This window comes from Vibrio breoganii, assembly GCF_001677275.1.
GTDB lineage: Bacteria > Pseudomonadota > Gammaproteobacteria > Enterobacterales > Vibrionaceae > Vibrio > Vibrio breoganii.
This window is the reverse complement of sequence record NZ_CP016177.1, coordinates 192,332-211,669: the sequence shown is the minus strand read 5'-3', so window position 1 is coordinate 211,669 and position 19,338 is coordinate 192,332. Positions and strand designations below refer to the sequence as shown.

General features: G+C 46.7%; 15 protein-coding genes. 8 read left to right on the top strand and 7 right to left on the bottom strand.

The window, feature by feature from the left end; translation table 11 throughout:
- Positions 1-92: 92 nt before the first annotated feature.
- Positions 93-2,723 carry a phosphoenolpyruvate carboxylase gene (gene ppc / locus A6E01_RS01015; protein WP_065209398.1) on the top strand — a complete coding sequence of 877 codons (2,631 nt, stop codon included), beginning with the start codon at positions 93-95 and terminating at the stop codon, positions 2,721-2,723.
- 382 nt (positions 2,724-3,105) lie between these two features.
- Entirely contained in the window at positions 3,106-3,636 is a 531-nt protein-coding gene (locus A6E01_RS01010) for a PadR family transcriptional regulator (protein ID WP_065209397.1), read from the top strand.
- A gap of 65 nt (positions 3,637-3,701) precedes the next feature.
- Here the strand turns inward: A6E01_RS01010 and metF are convergent, their stop codons facing one another.
- The 3 genes from metF to A6E01_RS00995 form a co-directional block, all read right to left on the bottom strand.
- Positions 3,702-4,601, bottom strand: a complete 900-nt coding sequence (gene metF / locus A6E01_RS01005) for a methylenetetrahydrofolate reductase (RefSeq protein WP_017029418.1) — start codon at positions 4,599-4,601, stop codon at positions 3,702-3,704.
- Positions 4,602-4,777: 176 nt separating this feature from the next.
- Positions 4,778-7,186 carry a bifunctional aspartate kinase/homoserine dehydrogenase II gene (locus A6E01_RS01000; protein WP_065209396.1) on the bottom strand — a complete coding sequence of 803 codons (2,409 nt, stop codon included), beginning with the start codon at positions 7,184-7,186 and terminating at the stop codon, positions 4,778-4,780.
- Between the two features lie 2 nt (positions 7,187-7,188).
- Entirely contained in the window at positions 7,189-8,352 is a 1,164-nt protein-coding gene (locus A6E01_RS00995) for an O-succinylhomoserine (thiol)-lyase (protein ID WP_065209395.1), read from the bottom strand.
- 190 nt (positions 8,353-8,542) lie between these two features.
- Between A6E01_RS00995 and metJ the strand changes: the two genes are divergently transcribed.
- Entirely contained in the window at positions 8,543-8,860 is a 318-nt protein-coding gene (metJ, locus tag A6E01_RS00990; RefSeq protein ID WP_017029415.1) for a met regulon transcriptional regulator MetJ, read from the top strand.
- Between the two features lie 89 nt (positions 8,861-8,949).
- On the opposite strand, the gene A6E01_RS00985 is transcribed toward metJ, so the two are convergent.
- Both A6E01_RS00985 and rpmE read right to left on the bottom strand, forming a co-directional pair.
- Positions 8,950-10,212 (bottom strand): malic enzyme-like NAD(P)-binding protein, encoded by a 1,263-nt coding sequence (locus A6E01_RS00985; RefSeq protein WP_017031413.1) that lies wholly within the window; start codon positions 10,210-10,212, stop codon positions 8,950-8,952.
- A gap of 168 nt (positions 10,213-10,380) precedes the next feature.
- On the bottom strand, positions 10,381-10,599 hold the full coding sequence (gene rpmE / locus A6E01_RS00980) for a 50S ribosomal protein L31 (protein ID WP_004737142.1): 219 nt from the start codon (positions 10,597-10,599) through the stop codon (positions 10,381-10,383).
- A gap of 299 nt (positions 10,600-10,898) precedes the next feature.
- On the opposite strand from rpmE, the gene priA reads away from it, so the two are divergent.
- The 5 genes from priA (at position 10,899) to hslU (ending at position 16,924) form a co-directional block, all read left to right on the top strand.
- The gene (gene priA / locus A6E01_RS00975; protein ID WP_065209394.1) at positions 10,899-13,100 is read left to right on the top strand and encodes a primosomal protein N'; all 2,202 of its coding nucleotides are present in this window, start codon (positions 10,899-10,901) and stop codon (positions 13,098-13,100) included.
- Positions 13,101-13,291: 191 nt separating this feature from the next.
- Positions 13,292-14,296: a DNA-binding transcriptional regulator CytR gene (gene cytR, locus A6E01_RS00970; protein WP_017029412.1), complete on the top strand. Its 1,005-nt coding sequence runs from the start codon at positions 13,292-13,294 to the stop codon at positions 14,294-14,296.
- 65 nt (positions 14,297-14,361) lie between these two features.
- On the top strand, positions 14,362-14,910 hold the full coding sequence (locus A6E01_RS00965; protein WP_065209393.1) for an SPOR domain-containing protein: 549 nt from the start codon (positions 14,362-14,364) through the stop codon (positions 14,908-14,910).
- Between the two features lie 145 nt (positions 14,911-15,055).
- Complete coding sequence (gene hslV / locus A6E01_RS00960; RefSeq protein WP_017029410.1) at positions 15,056-15,580, top strand: ATP-dependent protease subunit HslV; 525 nt, start codon at positions 15,056-15,058, stop codon at positions 15,578-15,580.
- A gap of 9 nt (positions 15,581-15,589) precedes the next feature.
- On the top strand, positions 15,590-16,924 hold the full coding sequence (gene hslU / locus A6E01_RS00955) for an HslU--HslV peptidase ATPase subunit (protein WP_065209392.1): 1,335 nt from the start codon (positions 15,590-15,592) through the stop codon (positions 16,922-16,924).
- Positions 16,925-16,994: 70 nt separating this feature from the next.
- On the opposite strand, the gene A6E01_RS00950 is transcribed toward hslU, so the two are convergent.
- Both A6E01_RS00950 and A6E01_RS00945 read right to left on the bottom strand, forming a co-directional pair.
- Entirely contained in the window at positions 16,995-18,161 is a 1,167-nt protein-coding gene (locus A6E01_RS00950; RefSeq protein WP_065209391.1) for a nucleotide sugar dehydrogenase, read from the bottom strand.
- Between the two features lie 15 nt (positions 18,162-18,176).
- Entirely contained in the window at positions 18,177-19,319 is a 1,143-nt protein-coding gene (locus tag A6E01_RS00945; RefSeq protein ID WP_065209390.1) for an LPS O-antigen chain length determinant protein WzzB, read from the bottom strand.
- Positions 19,320-19,338: the final 19 nt, after the last annotated feature.

Sequence of the window (19,338 nt, the reverse complement as noted above, 5' to 3'; positions counted from 1 at the left end):
TTTGTTCAAAGTTTGACTCTTGCCCCTTTTCTTGGATAGATTGGATACCAACTCAAGGAACGGTATGTAATTTATTTACGAGGCTCAATGTAATGAACAAGAAATATTCTGCACTCACAAGTAACGTTAAGATGCTTGGCAATCTACTTGGCAGAACCATCAAAGATGCCCACGGAGAGGACATTCTCAACAAAGTTGAGACCCTTCGTAAACTGTCCAAATCAGCTCGCAGTGGCAACCAAGAAGATCGACAAGCCCTAATCAATGAGATTGAAAATCTGCCGGATGATCAATTCATTCCTGTAGCGCGCGCGTTCAACCAATTTTTGAATCTGACTAACATCGCCGATCAGTACCACACTATTTCTCGTCATTGCGAAGAGCAGGTTTGTGAACCCGATGTCATTCAAACTCTTTTCAGCAAGCTAAATTCTCAAGACATCTCAAAAGCTGAAGCGTCAGAGGCCATCAACAACCTCAACATCGAATTGGTATTGACTGCTCACCCGACTGAAGTGACGCGTCGTACTATGATCAACAAGCTTCTAAAGATCAATGACTGTTTATCTAAGCTAGAGCTAAGCGATATCGGTCACTCTGAGCGTGTTAAAACAGAGCGTCGCCTAGAGCAGCTTATTGCACAAAGTTGGCACTCTGACGTTATTCGCCAGCAACGCCCGACACCTCTTGATGAAGCTAAATGGGGCTTTGCGGTAGTAGAAAATTCTCTTTGGGAAGCCATTCCCGACTTCTTACGTGAGTTGGACGACCGTGTCTCAACACATCTCGATGAGCGCCTACCTATTGATGCTCGTCCTGTGCACTTTTCATCATGGATGGGTGGTGACCGAGACGGTAACCCATTTGTGACTCACAACATCACTCAAGAAGTATTGTGGTTATCTCGCTGGAAGGCGGCTGACCTTTATCATGCAGACATTGAGGAGCTGATCACTGAGCTTTCAATGACTAAGTGTAATGAAACTGTACGTGAGCTTGCCGGTGACAGCCATGAACCGTACCGTGCGATCCTTAAAGAGCTTCGTACACTTCTAAGCAACACTCAACAAGTTATCGACGCTAAGGTGTTAGGCTCTACGGTTCCTAATCTGCCAATCCTTGAAAGTGCCGATCAGCTTTGGAACCCGCTACACACCATCTACACCTCTTTGCATGAGTGTGGCATGGGTGTCATTGCAGAAGGTTCACTGCTTGATACCCTGCGACGCATCAAGTGTTTCGGCGTTCATCTCGTTCGTTTGGATATTCGTCAAGAAAGCACGCGCCACTCAGATGCACTCTCTGAAGTGACTCGCTTCCTTGGTCTGGGTGACTACGACCAATGGAGTGAACAAGACAAGGTTGCATTCTTAGTTAAAGAGCTAAGCTCGAACCGCCCTCTTATCCCGCACAACTGGGAACCTTCTGCTGAAGTTAAAGAGGTAATTGACACCTGTAAGACCATTGCTGAGCACCCAATTGAAGCCTTTGGCGCGTACGTTATCTCAATGGCGCGCACAGCCTCAGATGTATTAGCGGTTCATCTACTGCTTCGCGAAGCAGGCTGTAAATTCCGCCTAGGGGTTTGTCCTTTGTTTGAAACACTGGATGACTTGAACAACTCTGAAGCGGTTATGCAGCAACTGTTCAATATCGACTGGTACCGTGGATTTATCCAAGGCGAGCAGATGGTCATGATCGGTTACTCTGATTCAGCGAAAGATGCGGGCGTTATGTCGGCTGGCTGGGCTCAGTATGACGCGATGGACAAACTGGTTAAGGTGTGTGACGCACAGAACATTGACCTGACTCTATTCCACGGTCGTGGCGGTACTATCGGTCGTGGTGGCGCTCCAGCGCACGCTGCACTGCTTTCTCAGCCACCAAAAAGCCTCCAAGGCGGCCTTCGTGTAACAGAACAAGGTGAGATGATTCGCTTTAAGCTGGGTCTTCCTCAAGTCGCGGTGAACAGCCTGAACTTATACGCCAGTGCGATTCTTGAAGCGAACCTGCTTCCACCACCAGAGCCAAAGAAAGATTGGCGTGATCTGATGGAAGTGCTGTCGCAGGTGTCTTGTGAGGCCTATCGTGGCGTTGTTCGTGGCGAACCTGACTTTGTCCCTTACTTCCGCGCAGCTACACCAGAACTTGAACTAGGCAAACTGCCTCTTGGTTCTCGTCCTTCAAAGCGTAACCCTAATGGTGGCGTTGAGAGCTTACGTGCTATCCCATGGATCTTCTCATGGAGCCAAAACCGTCTGGTACTTCCAGCGTGGTTAGGTGCCGGTGAAGCCATTCAGTACTCTATCGATGAGGGCCATCTTGAGCTACTAGAAGAGATGTGTCGCGAGTGGCCATTCTTCTCTACACGCTTAGGCATGCTAGAGATGGTGTACTACAAGTGCAGCATGGATATCTCAAAGCTGTACGATGAGAAACTGACAGACCCTTCTCTATGGCGCCTAGGTGAGAGCCTACGTACACAACTGCAAAAAGACATCCAAGCGGTGCTGAAGGTTGAGAACAACGAGAACCTGATGCAAAGCGACCCATGGGGCCTTGAGTCAATTCGTCTACGTAACATCTACGTAGATCCATTGAACATGCTTCAAGTGGAGCTTCTTAAACGCACAAGGAAAACGGAAGAAAATAATCCTGACCTAGAAGAAGCGCTTATGATCACAATTGCAGGTATTGCTGCTGGCATGCGCAACACAGGCTAATTGTTCAACCGTATATTGTGATAACTATCTAAGCCCTAGCTTTTTAAGCTGGGGCTTTTTTTCGTCTTTATGATCCAGTTAGCAATATGAGACTAGAAGCCGTAAACATGTTTTTGTAATACTTATTTTGCGTTAATCTAACGTTATCAAATCATAGTAAACTGTTAGCTTATAGGTAGGGCATCTTGGGTTTCAACAACAAACCAGAGACACAATATCCCCTGTCTATTGAACATAATAAAATCAACTTTCTCAGGTGAGAATGGCTTAAAAGGTAATACATGCGCTCAAGGAAACCTTGAGTGGCTCGCACTCTTCAATTAAGACCAATATAGAGTCAGATCGGTGCGTTGTTTTTATATGCAGTATATGGAAGAAAAACATGTCATTACCACACGTTATATTGACCGTACTAAGCACAAGAGATGCTACCGGTTACGACATTACAAAAAAGTTTTCTTATAGCATCGGCTATTTCTGGAAAGCGAGCCACCAGCAGGTTTATCGTGAGCTAAACAAACTGGCCGCAAATGAGTTAGTGACTTGTGAGTTACAACCTCAATCAGGAAAACCCGATAAAAAGATTTACTCCATCACAGAGCTCGGCCGCGAGGCTCTAGCTAAGTGGTTTGATCAACCTATCTCACACCCAACGGTGCGAGATGAATTTGCCGCTAAACTTTACGCTTGTGAAGTTCAGCCTGCGGAAGGTTTTTCAGACCAGCTGCAACATGCACTAAACGACTCTCGTAAGCTGGTTCAGTTTTACAAAGAGATCGAGGGTACTCATTACTCCGATACTCGCCTTCTGAACCAAAAAGAAAAGATTGAGCGCCTAACACTGCGCCGCAACCTTCTTACTCGCGAAGCGTGGAATGAATGGGCAGAAGAAGTGCTGGGCGAGATTGCTTAGCTGACAAACAAAAGGACCTAGCACATTATGCACTAGGTCCTTTGTTTTTATTTAGTTTCTAACGTTTAAACAGCGACTTGCTGAGGACGCACACCCAGCGTGTGGCAAAGCGCATAAGTCATTTCAGCACGGTTTAGAGTGTAGAAGTGGAAGTCCTTAACCCCTTCTCGGCTCAAAGTACGCACCATATCAATCGCTTGACTTGCACCTACTAGCTGACGAGTGGTTGGGTCATCATCTAGACCTTCGAACTGCTGCGCCATCCAGCCTGGTACCTTCACATGATTCATCGCCGCAAAGCGTGATGCCTGCTTAAAGTTTGATACTGGCAGAATGCCCGGAACGATCTCTACATCAATACCTGTTGCCGCACAGCGGTCGCGGAATCGAAGATAGCTCTCTACATCAAAGAAGAACTGTGTGATTGCTCGGTTTGCACCTGCGTCGACTTTACGCTTCAGGTTCAATAGGTCTGCCTGTGCACTTTTCGCTTCAGGGTGAACCTCTGGAAAAGCCGCTACTGAGATATCAAAGTCATGACGCGCTTTCAGCAGTTCAACAAGGTCTGATGCATACATGTCAGGGTGACCGCCACCCGGTGGAATATCACCACGCAGTGCAACGATACTCTCAATGCCATTCTTCCAGTAATCATCAGCAATAGTAATCAACTCTTCACGAGAGGCATCAATGCAGGTTAAGTGGGGAGCCGCAACCAAACCCGTTTGGCTTTTGATTTCTTTAATGATTGAGTGTGTGCGATCACGCTCACCAGAGTTCGCGCCATAGGTTACGGAGACAAATTTAGGTTGCAAGGTTTTAAGGCGATGCACGGAGTTCCACAGGGTCTCCTCCATTTTTTCACTACTTGGAGGGAAGAACTCAAAAGAGACATTGATGTTGTCGGAAAGCTCAGCGATATTTTGATTCAATGCATCGATGTGGCTTGCGTGTGTGTATCCCATATTTATTCTCCCTGTGCGTCAGCACAATCTCATAACCTTGAACGTTTAGACGTCTATATGTCTAGATAATGTAAATTTATGAGGGGGATGTCAACAAAAATTCGTGCAAACTTTGAGTGATTTTTTGAGGGAAGGCATCCAATGCCCACAGGCATTGGATGTTTTGGCAGGTAGATTTATAGCAAACCAGAGAGTCGATTAAGATCAGACTGCAATGCGCCTGCAGTCACCTCACGACCAGCGCCAGGTCCGCGGATAACCAATGGGTTATCTTTGTACCATTTGCTCTCGATAGCAAAGATGTTGTCACAAGGGAGCAGATTGGCCAGTGCATGACGCTCATCAAGCGCCTCTACGCCCACTGTCGCCTCTCCATCTTTCGATAGGCGTGCAACATAACGAAGCACCTTACCTTCGCTCTGAGCCTTATCTAGACGCTCAGCCAGCAACTCATTGAGAACATGTGCTTGATGGAAGAAATCATCCACAGATAAATGCAATAATTCCTTTGGTACCAGAGACTCTACCTTAACGCCCTCGGGCTCAAGCTCTAGCCCTGATTCACGTGCTAAGATAACCAGCTTACGCATGACATCAGTGCCATCTAAGTCAGCCCTAGGGTCTGGTTCAGTGAGTCCCTGCTGCCATGCAAGATCAACCAGTTCACTAAACGGAATCGAACCATCGTATTGCTGGAATAACCAAGAGAGGGTGCCAGAGAAGATCCCTGAGATAGCCACAATTTGGTCGCCACTTTCGCGCAGGTCTCGCACGGTATGGTTTACTGGGAGGCCAGCCCCAACTGTTGCGTTATATAGCCAATGACGCCCTGTTTTGGCAAAGACATCTTGTACTTGATGATAAAACTCACTTGGCGCGGAGCCGGCTAGCTTGTTTGCAGAAATTACATGCATGCCATGCTCAGCAAACTCTAGGTAACGATCCGATACCTCTTGGCTAGCGGTGACATCCAGTACCACTATCTCATCATAGCTAGATTGCTTTCTGACTAAAGAAACCCAGTCTTCTTCATCGACCACTGCCTCTTCAGCAAAATGCGTATTTAGCGTGCCAGCATCAATGCCATTCTCATTAAACCAATAGCGGTTACTCGCCACAACAGCAATCAGGTCAAAGCTCATGCCTCGACGCTTTTCTAGCTCGATTTTTTGCTGTACAAATAATTCAATCCAATTCGAACCAATATTGCCTTTGCCACACAGCACAATACCAACACGCTTTTGTGCTTGGAACAGCTGACTGTGCAGAGACTCAAGTAGCTCAGGCACTTTGTTGGTTCTCACCACAGCAATCAGGCTCAGCTCTGAGTCTGTCTCAAACATGAACTCAACAGGTACTCCCTTGAGGGTTTGATAAAAACCAAAACAGTGATTGGCATTATTCGTCACGCCTGCGCCAACGGCGGCGATCAGGGACATGCCTGATTTGACCTCTACCCCAACCTCTAGGTGAGCAGATTCAATGCACTCGAGCGCGCCAGCAAGCAACTCACTGGTGTAAGCCAAACGCAGACAATAGTTATCCGATTGAGATTCGTAGGCTAGCGGTGCAAGTTGAGCTTTGTTCAGCAAAGATAACACTTGAGGCTCTAAGCGCTCAAAATCATGCGCGTGACTTAGGGTTAACTCAATAAGGTTAACGTCATCGAGCGAGGTCACAATCTTCGCACCGCGTCCAGAGGCGAGCACGCGCTCAATGCGCGTTGAGCCAGATTCAGGTTGGTGACTGCAGCGCAGTTCCATATCCATAGTGCTCTGTGCGACCGGCTGCAATGTGCGGCTGTGCAATACTGGCGCAGCTAAGCGTGCCAATTCGCTCGCTTCATCAAGACGAAGCAATGGCAGCAAGCAAGCATCACCGACAATGCGCGGATCGGCACTGTAAACACCCGCTACATCACTCCAAATAGTAACCTTAGAGACTTCGGCCAATGCACCGACAATTGTTGCCGAATAGTCAGAGCCATTGCGCCCAAGCAGAACGGTTTCGCCCTCTTGGTTCTGAGCCATAAAGCCAGTAACCACTAGTCGTCTATGTGGGTGCTGTGCGACCACTGATTTCGCTAACGGCCACGACAATCCTCGGTCAATCTCTGGCTGTGTACCAATTTCAGCGCGCAAGAAATCACGAGAATCAATAGCCACACTTTCCATATCTTTATCGCTAAGAAGAGCGGCCAACAGGCGAGATGACCACACCTCACCATGACCAAGCGCTGCCGATTTCTGTGATTCGCTCATTGGTGCATTTAAAGCGCTAAGGGCTGTAAACTCATTGTTCAGCACTTCTTGCAATGGCTCGGCTTTGTCTTCTGGCAGCAAATCTACAATCAATTGGTTCTGATAGGCACGCAACTCAAGTAAGATCTCATGAGCAATTCGCCCATCTTTCTCTAATGCAGCCAACCAACGTAGTAAATTGTTTGTAGTTGAACCCGCGGCTGAAACGATAACCAGATCGCCCACATTAGAGTATTCCGCCAAGATATTGGCTACGCGACTAAAACACTCAGCATTGGCCAGGCTACTGCCACCAAACTTATGAAGCTGCTTTAGGTTTCCCATGCTTACTTCTCCACTAGGTCGAATGCTTGGATCAGGTCATCAATCAGATCATCAGCGTCTTCAAGACCCACAGACAAACGTAATAAGAAATGAGAAACGCCCGCCTCGGCTAGGGCTTCTTCACCCATAGCACGGTGCGTCATAGTCGCAGGGTGGCAAATTAAGCTTTCTACTCCACCTAGAGACTCTGCCAAAGAGAATAGCTTCAATCCACCCACAAAGGTTTTTAGCTCTTCCATGCTGCCATCAAACTCAAAGCTCAGCATACTGCCAAAGCCAGACTGTTGGCGCTTGGCAATATCATGCCCAGGATGCTCAGGAAGGCTTGGGTGGTAGATGGTCTTAACGCGCTTCTGCGACTTAAGGTAGCTTAGGATCTGCTGTGAGCCTTCTTCATGAACACGCATTCGAGCGCCCAAGGTACGAATGCCACGCAGCGTCATGTAGCTATCAAATGGAGTGCCTGTCGCGCCGATGCAATTGCCCCACCAGCCAAGCTCTTCTGCCTGTTCTTCAGTTTTGGTGATCACCACACCGCCAATAACGTCAGAGTGGCCATTAATGTACTTGGTGGTTGAATGAATAACGAAGTCCGCGCCCAGCTCTAGAGGCTTTTGGAATATCGGTGTCAAAAAGGTGTTGTCGACGCCCACTAATGCACCAACCTCAGCCGCTTGCTGACATACTTTTGCGATATCCACGACGCGAACCAGCGGGTTAGACGGCGTTTCGATAAGAATAAGCTTAGGCTTTTTTGCTATTGCTGCGGCAAGTGCCTGTTCATCCGATTGATCGACAAACTCTACCTTGAAGTCACCCTTTAATGATCGCGTGTTGAATAGACGGTAGGTCCCGCCGTAGCAGTCATGCGGCGCAACAATTAAATCATCAGGGCCTAAAAATGCTGAAACCCATAAATTAAGAGCCGAGGTGCCACAGTTTGTCACCACCGCACCTTTACCCGATTCCAACTCAAACAGTGCCGTCTCTAGTAATCCTCGATTTGGATTTCCTGAGCGGGTATAGTCGTACTTTGGTACATCTCCGAATGAAGGAAAACCATAGTTAGTGGACAGATAAATTGGGGGAACAACAGCATGGTGTTGGGTATCAGATTCGATACCAGTACGAACGGCAATCGTCGATGACTTGTGTTTACTGCTCATTTTCTTGTCCTTTCCTTTGACAATGACTGGTGGAGTTTGATACCAATCAAATTAATCTAATTCTGTTCATAGATTACCCCGATAACCATCAGACATCAACACATCTAGACGTCTAAATGCCTTTACATATAGCAGTCAATATCGCTAGAATTGGGTATTAACTCTTATATTAGGTAATAAAAGGTTTCCAATGGCAGACTGGAATGGCGATTACATCAGCCCATATGCTGAGCACGGTAAAAAAAGTACTCAAGTTAAAAAGATCACTGTGTCTATTCCGCTTAAGGTTCTTAAGATTCTGACTGACGAGCGCACTCGTCGCCAGGTGAACAACCTGCGTCATGCTACCAATAGCGAACTGCTTTGTGAGGCATTCTTGCATGCCTACACAGGACAGCCTCTACCTACTGACGAAGACCTAAGAAAAGACCACCCTGATGAGATCCCTGCTGAAGCCCAGCAAATCATGTCTGATCTAGGTATTGAGCTAGAAGTATTTGATGACTGATTAGCTTGGTAATTTGATATACCAGTGAGTAAATAGCAAAAGGGGGTTAGAGTACGCGTACTCTAACCCCCTTTTTACATGTTCGGGATTTATCCCTGCATGTAGCCTTCTGGTAGCTCAATGCGTGCCACACCAGATTCAACCGCAGCCTCAGCTACCGCTCTTGCCACACGAGGAAGCAAACGAGGGTCCATAGGTTTTGGAATGATGTAACCCGTACCAAATTCTAAAGACTCGACACCCGCCGCTTTCAATACTTCTGCAGGAACAGGCTCTTTCGCCAGCTGACGAATCGCTTCTACTGCCGCAAGCTTCATCTCAATATTGATTTCACTGGCACGAACGTCCAATGCACCACGGAAGATGAACGGGAAGCAGATAACATTGTTGACCTGATTTGGGTAATCAGAACGGCCTGTACCCATGATAAGGTCAGTACGTACTTTGTGCGCAAGCTCTGGCTTAATCTCTGGATCTGGGTTTGAACAAGCGAATACCACAGGCTTGTCGCCCATTAGTGCCAGTGCTTCTGGAGATAATAAGTTTGGCCCTGATACACCCAAGAACAGATCTGCTCCTTCAATAACATCTTCTAGCGTACGCTTGTCGGTGTTATTAGCAAACAGCTGTTTGTATTCATTCAAGTCGTCACGACGCGTGTGAATCACACCCTTACGATCTAGCATGTAGATTTTTTCACGCTGAGCGCCACACTTAATCAGCAGCTCCATACAGGCAACAGCCGCTGCACCCGCACCTAGACAGACAATGGTAGAGTCGCACAGTTGCTTCCCTTGAAGCTCAATGGCATTCAGCATACCTGCAGCGGTAACAATCGCAGTACCGTGTTGGTCATCATGGAAAACTGGCACGTCACAGCGTTCAATCAGGCGGCTTTCAATCTCAAAGCAATCTGGTGCTTTAATGTCTTCTAGGTTAATACCACCAAAGGTATCGGCAATTGCCGCTACCGTATCAACGAATTCATCGATAGTGCGGTGCTTTACTTCAATGTCGATTGAGTCTAGACCAGCAAAACGCTTGAACAGTAGCGCCTTACCTTCCATTACTGGTTTTGAAGCCATAGGACCTAGATTACCTAGCCCCAAAATCGCGGTGCCGTTTGAGATAACCGCAACCATGTTTCCTTTCGCAGTGTACTTGTAAACGTTATCCACGTTTTGAGCAATCTCACGCACTGGCTCAGCAACACCTGGGCTATAAGCCAAAGCAAGGTCATGCACAGAATCAGCAGGAGTAGTCAACTCAACAGCAATCTTTCCCGGTTTAGGGAACTCATGATAATCAAGAGCTTGCTGGCGAAAATCGTTTACAGGTTGGTCATCAGACATCGAAGGAAAATCCTTTAGGGTGTAAGGGAAATAATAGAAGTGTTAAGTGTAAATAAAAATCAGTTAATGTGCTACATAGTAGCAACACTATGAATTGTAATCTTTGCTTTCAGCTGAGATCAAAAAAGGCCGCCTAAGCGACCTTTTTCTGTTTCTTTACAACTAAGATTACTTCTTAGAAGAAAGAGCACCGAAACGCTTGTTAAAGCGATCAACACGGCCGCCAGTATCAACGATACGTTGCTTACCAGTGTAGAACGGGTGACATTTGTCACATACGTCTAGGTGGATAGATTCTTTAGCTAGAGTTGAGTTGAACTCAAAAGTGTTGCCGCAAGAACATGTTGCAGTAACTGCTTTGTACTCAGGATGGATACCTGCTTTCATGGGAAAACCTCATTTATAGGCCGTGTCGCTATCCAGTTCTATGCTGAACACCACACGTAGTTTCTAACAGTGATATCGTTTAATACGACATCTTCAAGGCGCAGTATAGTAATGAAATAGTCTGTTGGGATCAACTTATTTGTCCCTTTTTTCGCCACTTTTTTCACCGTAACTCTTTATAGTAAAGAGTTACGAAGGTGAGCTTGATTCACCTACATTCAATTATCGTAATCTTATGGGCTTTTCTCTAGTATTATCATGACTGTCCGTTCTTGAATGCAAAGCCCCAAAGAGATCTCATGCGACCAACCATTGCCAGAGTTGCCCTACCTGTACCTCTGGATAAAGAATTTGAATACATCATCCCTGCCCACCTATTTCCTGTGGTAGGTGTGCGCGTATGGGTTCCATTTGGTCCAAAAAAGCTCCTTGGTGTGATCACTGCTCTCACCCATCAATCAGAATACGATATTAACAAGCTTAAACCTTTAACGGAGGTCCTTGACCAAGAACCCATATGGCCAGAGAAGCTGTATCGATTAATTCATTGGGGCAGCCGATTTTACCAATATCCTTTGGGCGATACCCTAAACGGAGCAATGCCCGGCGCACTGCGCAAAGGCAAACCTGCACAAAAGCAGCCTCAAAAATCCTGGCAACTCACGGAGTCTGGTCGTAATCAATTGATGCAAGGCTTTGGACGAGCGGTGCAGCAAGCCAAGGTAATGAACGCCCTACAACATGGTCCTTTACCCCATCACGAGCTAGTAGATATGGAAATATCGAGCTCGGTTATAAAGGCATTACAAGATAAAGAGTGGGTAACGTCTTCAGAGGTCCTTGAGATCAACGACCAATGGCAAAAGATTCGAGTCAACGAAGACGACAAGCGAGAGCTTAATCACGAACAAATGCTAGCGGTAGTGACGGTTAATCATATCGATGGCTATGAATGTGCTTTATTGGATGGTGTGACGGGTTCAGGAAAGACCGAGGTTTACCTGCAGTTGATTGAAAAGGTCGTCAACCAAGGCAAGCAAGCCTTGGTACTAGTCCCAGAAATAGGCCTGACACCACAAACCATCAATCGATTTAAGCGACGCTTTAATGTTCCTATCGCAACCATTCATTCTGGCCTCAATGACACTGAGCGACTAAATGCTTGGCTTGCAGCAAAGAATAAAGAATGTGGGATCCTTATTGGCACTCGCTCTGCCCTGCTGACTCCGTTTGCCAACCTTGGCATTATCATTGTCGATGAGGAACATGACTCCTCATATAAACAGCAGGACAGCTTACGTTATCATGCGCGAGACATGGCGATAATGCGCGCTCATTCCGAATCCATCCCTATTGTATTGGGTTCTGCGACACCGTCTTTAGAGACCCTGAACAACGCATTGTCCAACAAGTATCTGCACTTGCAACTGACTGAGCGGGCTGGCGGCGCGAAACCGGCAAAGAACGGCGTTATAGACGTTAAAGGCTTATACCTAGAGAGTGGCTTGAGCGCTCCCTTGATTGCACAGATGCGAAAGCACTTGCAGCAGGGCAACCAGGTCATGCTGTTTTTGAACCGTCGCGGGTTCTCTCCAGCTATGATGTGTCATGAATGTGGCTGGATTGCAGAGTGTCATCGATGTGATGCCTATTATACCTTCCACCAAGGCAGTAGTGAGATGCGTTGTCACCACTGTGGCTCGCAAAAGCCCGTCGTACACCAATGTCAAAGCTGTGGCTCTACTCACTTGGTGACAGTTGGCGTGGGCACAGAGCAGCTGGAAACCCACCTTGAGACCCTATTCCCTGAATACAAGACCATACGTATTGATAGAGACAACACGCGCCGAAAAGGCAGTCTAGAGGCAGCGCTTGAGTCTATCCGCAAAGGGGAATACCAAATTCTCATTGGCACGCAAATGCTAGCTAAGGGACATCACTTTCCTGACGTTACCTTAGTAGCACTATTAGATGTCGACTCTTCTCTATACAGCAGTGACTTCAGAGCGTCAGAGAAGCTCGCGCAACTGTTCATCCAAGTGGCAGGTCGTGCAGGACGCGCCAGTAAACCTGGGCATGTGGTGCTACAAACGCACCATCCCGAGCATTCATTACTACAAGCACTGCTTCACAAGGGCTATCCAGATTTTGCACAAGGGGCACTCATGGAGCGACGAGTGGCGCAATTGCCACCTTACGCCAGCCTGTCACTATTTCGTGCGGAATCAAACCACTCACAGCTCGCTGAAGACTTCTTGAGGCAGGTGCGCCATACCCTTGAAGCCCATCCATTGTTTGATGAACATTGCTGGGTATTAGGGCCAACTCCAGCCCCAATGGCCAAGCGTGCAGGAAAATCTCGTTGGCAACTTATTTTGCAGTGCCAGTTGCGCTCGACCATGCAAAAACTGCTAATGAGTGCAAAACCTGCAATCGAAATGCTACCCAACTCAAAAAAAGTACGTTGGAACATAGATGTAGAGCCACAAGATTTAAGTTAAACTGCGTGCATATGACGAAATGAGAGTCATCTCACACCAAGTTGTTCGTTTTTGCTACATGTCCCGTAAACTGTACGGAAAAAAATGTTTACACTTATTTTTCACAGACATTAAGACGTGAGTATTTAATACCATCTTGTTTCACGGATTGAATCAAGCACGCACAAATTATCATAGAGGATAGGTGTACTATGGCGACCATGAAGGATGTTGCTGAACTCGCTGGCGTTTCCACTGCGACAGTATCAAGAGCGTTAATGAACCCAGAAAAGGTTTCCTCCTCAACTCGTAAGCGAGTAGAAGAGGCGGTTATCGAGTCGGGTTACTGCCCAAGCGCGATGATGCGTAGCATGAAACGCAACGAATCAAGAACCCTCGTAGTCATAGTCCCTGACTTATGCGATCCCTACTTTTCTGAGATCATCCGCGGTATCGAAGCGGCGGCTTCAGAACAAGGCTACCTAATACTGCACGGCGACAGCTCACAGCAAAAATGTCGAGATAACTCACTGGTTAATCTCATCTATTCTAAGCAAGCGGATGGTTTGATCTTGCTAGGCACCGATTTACCTATTGATGCCAGTAAATCAGAGCAAAGAAACCTTCCACCTATGGTGATGGCGTGCGAATACGCCCCAGAGTTGGAACTGCCAACCGTGCATATAGACAACCTCACCGCTTCTTTTCAAGCAGTGAACTATCTTGCTAAGTTGGGACATAAGCGCATAGGAGAGATCCGTGGGCCAGATAATGCTCCGCTGTCTAGTTTCCGAAGTCAGGGCTTCCAGCAAGCATTGCGACGCGCGGGCCTCAGTATTGATTTGACCAATTCTGCCAATGGCGACTTTAGCTTCGAATCTGGGGCACTGGCACTGCGTAAACTGATGAGTGCCGGCTCTCCGCCCAGCGCTGTTTTTTGTCACAACGATATGATGGCGATTGGCGCAATCAAAGAAGCCAAAAATATGGGACTGAGAGTTCCACAGGACATCTCATTTATCGGATTCGATAATATCGAGTTTTCCGAATACTGCGATCCACCACTGACCACAGTATCCCAGCCTCGCTACGATATCGGCTATCAAGCCACTCAAATGCTGTTCGAACTTCTTAATGGCAATGAGATCAATTCAGGCTCACGACTTCTTGATACAGAGCTAGTGGTAAGAGAAAGTACCTTACCGCCGAGTTACTAAGCTCTATTATCTGGGCGACTTCTGCATTAACATAGATATGGTTAACAACGGAATAGACTAATCGAGTGGCAAGAAAAGACTATGTGAAGGGTGGCCGTACGCAAGCAAAGAATACGCGTAAACCTGCCCCCCCAAAAAAACCATGGAAAGCAATCATCCTAGCAGGCTTAATGCTGGGAGGATTTAGCTATGGGCTTTACGTATTAAGCCAAGACCCTGAGCCGCCAAAGCCAGTCAAGGTAGACAGCTCAAAAACCAAAGCTCCTGAGGTAGACAACTCAGAGCTTCTTCCACCGCCCCCCGAAGAGCAATGGGAGTATGTGAAGACTCTTCCAGAGCGTGAGGTAAAGGTCGTTCCTAAGGAAGAAGTGCTTTCAGAAATCCCTTATGTAATGCAGTGTGGAGCATACAAGACTCGCTCTCAGGCAGATGAGAGAAAGATGGATATTGCATTCCAAGGCCTAAATAGCCAGGTTAAACAGCGAGAAGGCAGCAGCTGGTATCGCGTAGTGTTAGGCCCATATGACCGCAAGCGAGACGCTGAGCGCGATAAGCATAAACTGCAACGCGCCAAGATTGAGCCTTGTGTAATTTGGAAAGACACCGGGAACTAAATCCCTTATAGCCTCAGTATTCACTGAGGCTTTTTTCTGACGTGTAGACAATCACACACTACCTCTACAGGTCACTTACCTTGAATTTGCTTTCGACGATCCCCATTCTATTTCTATCTCACTGGTGAAATAAGAAGGAAACCTCGTGACTACCATAGTATCCGTACGCCGAAATAATAAAGTCGTCATCGCTGGTGATGGACAAGTATCTCTAGGCAATACCGTCATGAAAGGCAACGCACAGAAAGTTCGCCGACTTTACAATGGCAAAGTACTGGCAGGCTTTGCTGGTGGTACCGCCGATGCATTCACGCTATTTGAGCGTTTTGAAAGCAAGCTACAAATGCACCAAGGCCACTTGACTCGCGCTGCCGTTGAGCTGGCAAAAGATTGGCGCAGTGACCGCGCCCTTCGTCGCCTTGAAGCTCTACTGGCCGTTGCAGACGAAACCGCTTCTTTGATCATTACGGGTAACGGCGATGTCGTTCAGCCGGAGAATGACCTTATCGCAATCGGTTCTGGTGGCAACTTTGCCCAAGCAGCTGCGATCGCACTGTTAGAGAACACTGAGCTAGACGCAAAAGAAATCGCAGAAAAATCTTTGAATATTGCTGGCGATATCTGTGTATTCACCAACCATCATCACACTGTTGATGAGCTTGAGTACTAAGGAAAAAATATGTCTGAAATGACTCCTCGTGAGATCGTTCACGAACTAAACCGACACATCATCGGCCAAGAAAATGCAAAGCGTTCTGTGGCTATTGCACTGCGTAACCGCTGGCGCCGTATGCAACTTGAAGAAAGCCTACGTGCAGAAGTGACCCCAAAAAACATTCTAATGATAGGTCCAACGGGTGTAGGTAAAACCGAGATTGCTCGCCGATTGGCAAGACTTGCCAATGCCCCTTTCATCAAGGTTGAAGCAACCAAATTTACCGAAGTAGGTTACGTTGGTAAAGAAGTGGAAACCATCATCCGTGACCTTACGGATGTTGCGGTGAAGATGACGCACCAGCAAGCCACTGAAAAGGTTAAATTCCGCGCCGAAGAACAAGCAGAAGAGCGCATCCTTGATGCCCTACTACCACCTGCTCGCGACGCGTGGGGCGAAAACGAGAAGCCTCAAGAGGCTAGCTCTAATACTCGTCAAGTGTTCCGCAAGAAATTACGCGAAGGCAAGCTAGACGACAAAGAGATCGATATCGAAGTTGCTGCGCCGCAAATGGGCATAGAGATCATGTCCCCTCCTGGCATGGAAGAGATGACCAACCAACTTCAAGGTATGTTCCAAAACTTGGCGGGCAATACTAAGAAAAGCCGCAAGCTAAAGATCAAAGATGCCTTCAAGTCTCTTGTGGAAGAAGAGGCCGCTAAACTGGTTAACCAAGAAGAGCTAAAAGAAGATGCTATCTTCAACGTTGAGAACAACGGTATCGTGTTTATCGATGAGTTCGATAAAATCTGTAAGCGCGGTGAAAGCTCTGGTCCTGATGTCTCTCGTGAGGGTGTGCAGCGCGACCTATTGCCATTGATTGAGGGCAGCACAGTTTCAACTAAGCACGGCATGGTGAAAACTGACCATATCCTGTTTATTGCATCAGGTGCTTTCCAGGTAGCGAAGCCTTCTGACCTTATCCCAGAACTGCAAGGCCGTCTGCCAATTCGCGTTGAGCTTGAAGCGCTATCTAGTCACGATTTTGAACGCATCTTAACGGAGCCTCGCGCATCCCTAACCGAGCAATATGTGGCGCTAATGAAAACCGAAGAAGTGAGCGTAGAGTTTACTGAAGATGGCATCAAGCGCATCGCAGAAGCGGCATGGCAAGTCAACGAGACCACCGAAAACATTGGTGCTCGACGTTTGCATACCGTAATGGAGCGTTTGATGGACGAGATCTCTTACGAAGCCACTGAGAAAACAGGTTCTGAGCTAACCATCGACGCGGATTACGTTGAGAGCAAACTTGGCAAACTTGTGGATGACGAAGACTTAAGTCGCTTTATCCTATAAGCGTTTTAGCTCACACAAAACAAAAAAAGGAGGCACATCGTGCCTCCTTTTTATTTATAACTATCGACTATTAGTCACTGCCAAACAAGTCGCGAGTATACACTTTCGCTTCCACATCTTTGATCTCTTCAACCATGCGGTTCGATACGATCACATCAGATACCTGCTTAAACTCTTCTAGGTCACGAATATTACGAGAGTGGAAGAAATGCTCTTCCTCCAGTACGGGTTCGTAAACTACAACCTCAATACCCTTCGCCTTCAAGCGCTTCATGATGCCCTGAATCGACGATGCACGGAAGTTGTCTGAGCCTGCCTTCATGATCAGGCGATAAATTCCCACAATCTTAGGGTTACGCTTCAAGATGGAATCCGCAACAAAGTCTTTACGAGTGCGGTTCGCGTCAACGATAGCACCCACAATATTGTTCGGCACATCCGCATAATTCGCTAGCAATTGCTTGGTGTCTTTTGGCAAACAGTAACCGCCGTAACCAAATGAAGGATTGTTATAGTGATTACCAATACGAGGGTCTAAGCCAACACCCTCAATAATCTGACGTGAATCGAGACCATGAGCCTCTGCGTAAGAGTCCAGCTCATTAAAGTAAGCAACGCGCAGCGCAAGATAGGTATTTGAGAACAGCTTAACGGCTTCAGCTTCGGTCGAGTCGGTAAACAAGACATCAATATCTTGTTTTTGAGCCCCTTCAACCAACAGCTCTGCAAACACCTTAGCACGCTCACTGCGCTCACCCACAATAATGCGAGATGGATGAAGGTTGTCATACAACGCACGCCCTTCACGCAAAAACTCAGGAGAAAAGATAAGGTTTTCACAACCTAGCTCTTGCCTAATGCGTTCAGTGTAACCAACAGGCACCGTGGATTTAATCACCATCACAGCGTCAGGGTTAATACTCATCACCTCTTTAATCACAGCTTCCACAGAAGAGGTATTAAAGTAGTTTGTTTGTGGGTCGTAATCCGTCGGTGTCGCAATCACAACATACTTGGCATCTTTGTAAGCCAGCTCTTTATCTAGAGTCGCGGTAAAGTTGAGTTCTTTCTCTGCCAAAAACTGTTCAATCTCCACATCCACAATCGGAGATTTCTTGTTGTTTAGAAGCTCGACTTTCTCAGGGATGATATCCACCGCCACAACTTCATGATGCTGCGCCAACAACACAGCGTTCGACAAGCCTACATAGCCTGTGCCTGCAATAGCTATTTTCATTATTCTTCTCTTGGATTAATTTTCTTTATTACGACCAAATGCGAAACGCACTAGAACTATGCCCACACCCAACATACCGCCAAACAAGGCACCTAATACGGCAATCAAAGCACGCTTCGGAGCGTCACGATTAATAGGCTGTTCAACCTCTTCGATAAAGCGATAAGCATTGAGTTCAACGTCTTCATTAATCTCGAGTTTAGCCATCAAATCTAACTTAGCATCAATCTGCTGAAGTCTCGGCTCAATGACCGCTAGGTTCTTAACATCTTCTAGTGCAGCAATCTTAGCCTTGATCGCTTTTGCCCCAAGGTTGATTGCAAACAGTTCTTTGTCGCCAAGGTTTTGTATAGGCGCATTCACAGATGCTGCTTCGGCAATATCATACGCATACTTAGAGCGTTGCAGTTCCACTTCAAGCACTTGTTTGGCTTGGCTTTCTAGAATTATTTTTTGCTGCTTCAGTTGTGTTTCTTTGGCTTCTAACGTTGCCTCTAGGTTCTTGATAGCATCCGCTTGAACCTTCTTCTCGATCATCGCTATGTAGTCAATAAGAAGATTGTAGCTATCCATTTGAGTGGTAGCTTGAAGAGAAATAATATATTCATCCCTGCGGTTCTTCTCTGCTGGAGCTGCAGAGATCTTTTGATACCACTCACTGTAAAGGCGTCTCTGTGCTGCTTGAGCATCAGCGCCCGCGTCTGCATCTTCTCTCAATGCTTTTTTAAAGGCCAAAAAGGTTTCGTTGTTATCAAAAAAACGTTTTTTGTTAGCTGTTGCATTGAATGAACGGATAAATTGAGCAAAGATCTTATCAGGCTCAACTAAGTCATTCAGTTCTTCACTTACTAGCACCGTGCCATCGTCCTGATAGGTATCAAAGATAGGCTGAAAAGATTTTACTTGCTGACGATATACAGCAAAATCATTGACTTGAGGTTCAACGATTCTCGCTTTAGAGCTCCACCACTCCTGCGCATTCAAGGCATATACCACAGCAATAGCAGCAAAAATGAAAGTAGTCGCTACAATTAAAACTTTTCCCTTCCACAGAGCGATAAATAATTCTCTTAGGTCAATCTCATCATCCTGATAGTAGGCTTCACCCGTAGGAGATTGCTGTGGTGACACTGGTTGTTTTGACTGATTCAAGTTCATTCCTCTATAACTTTATCTA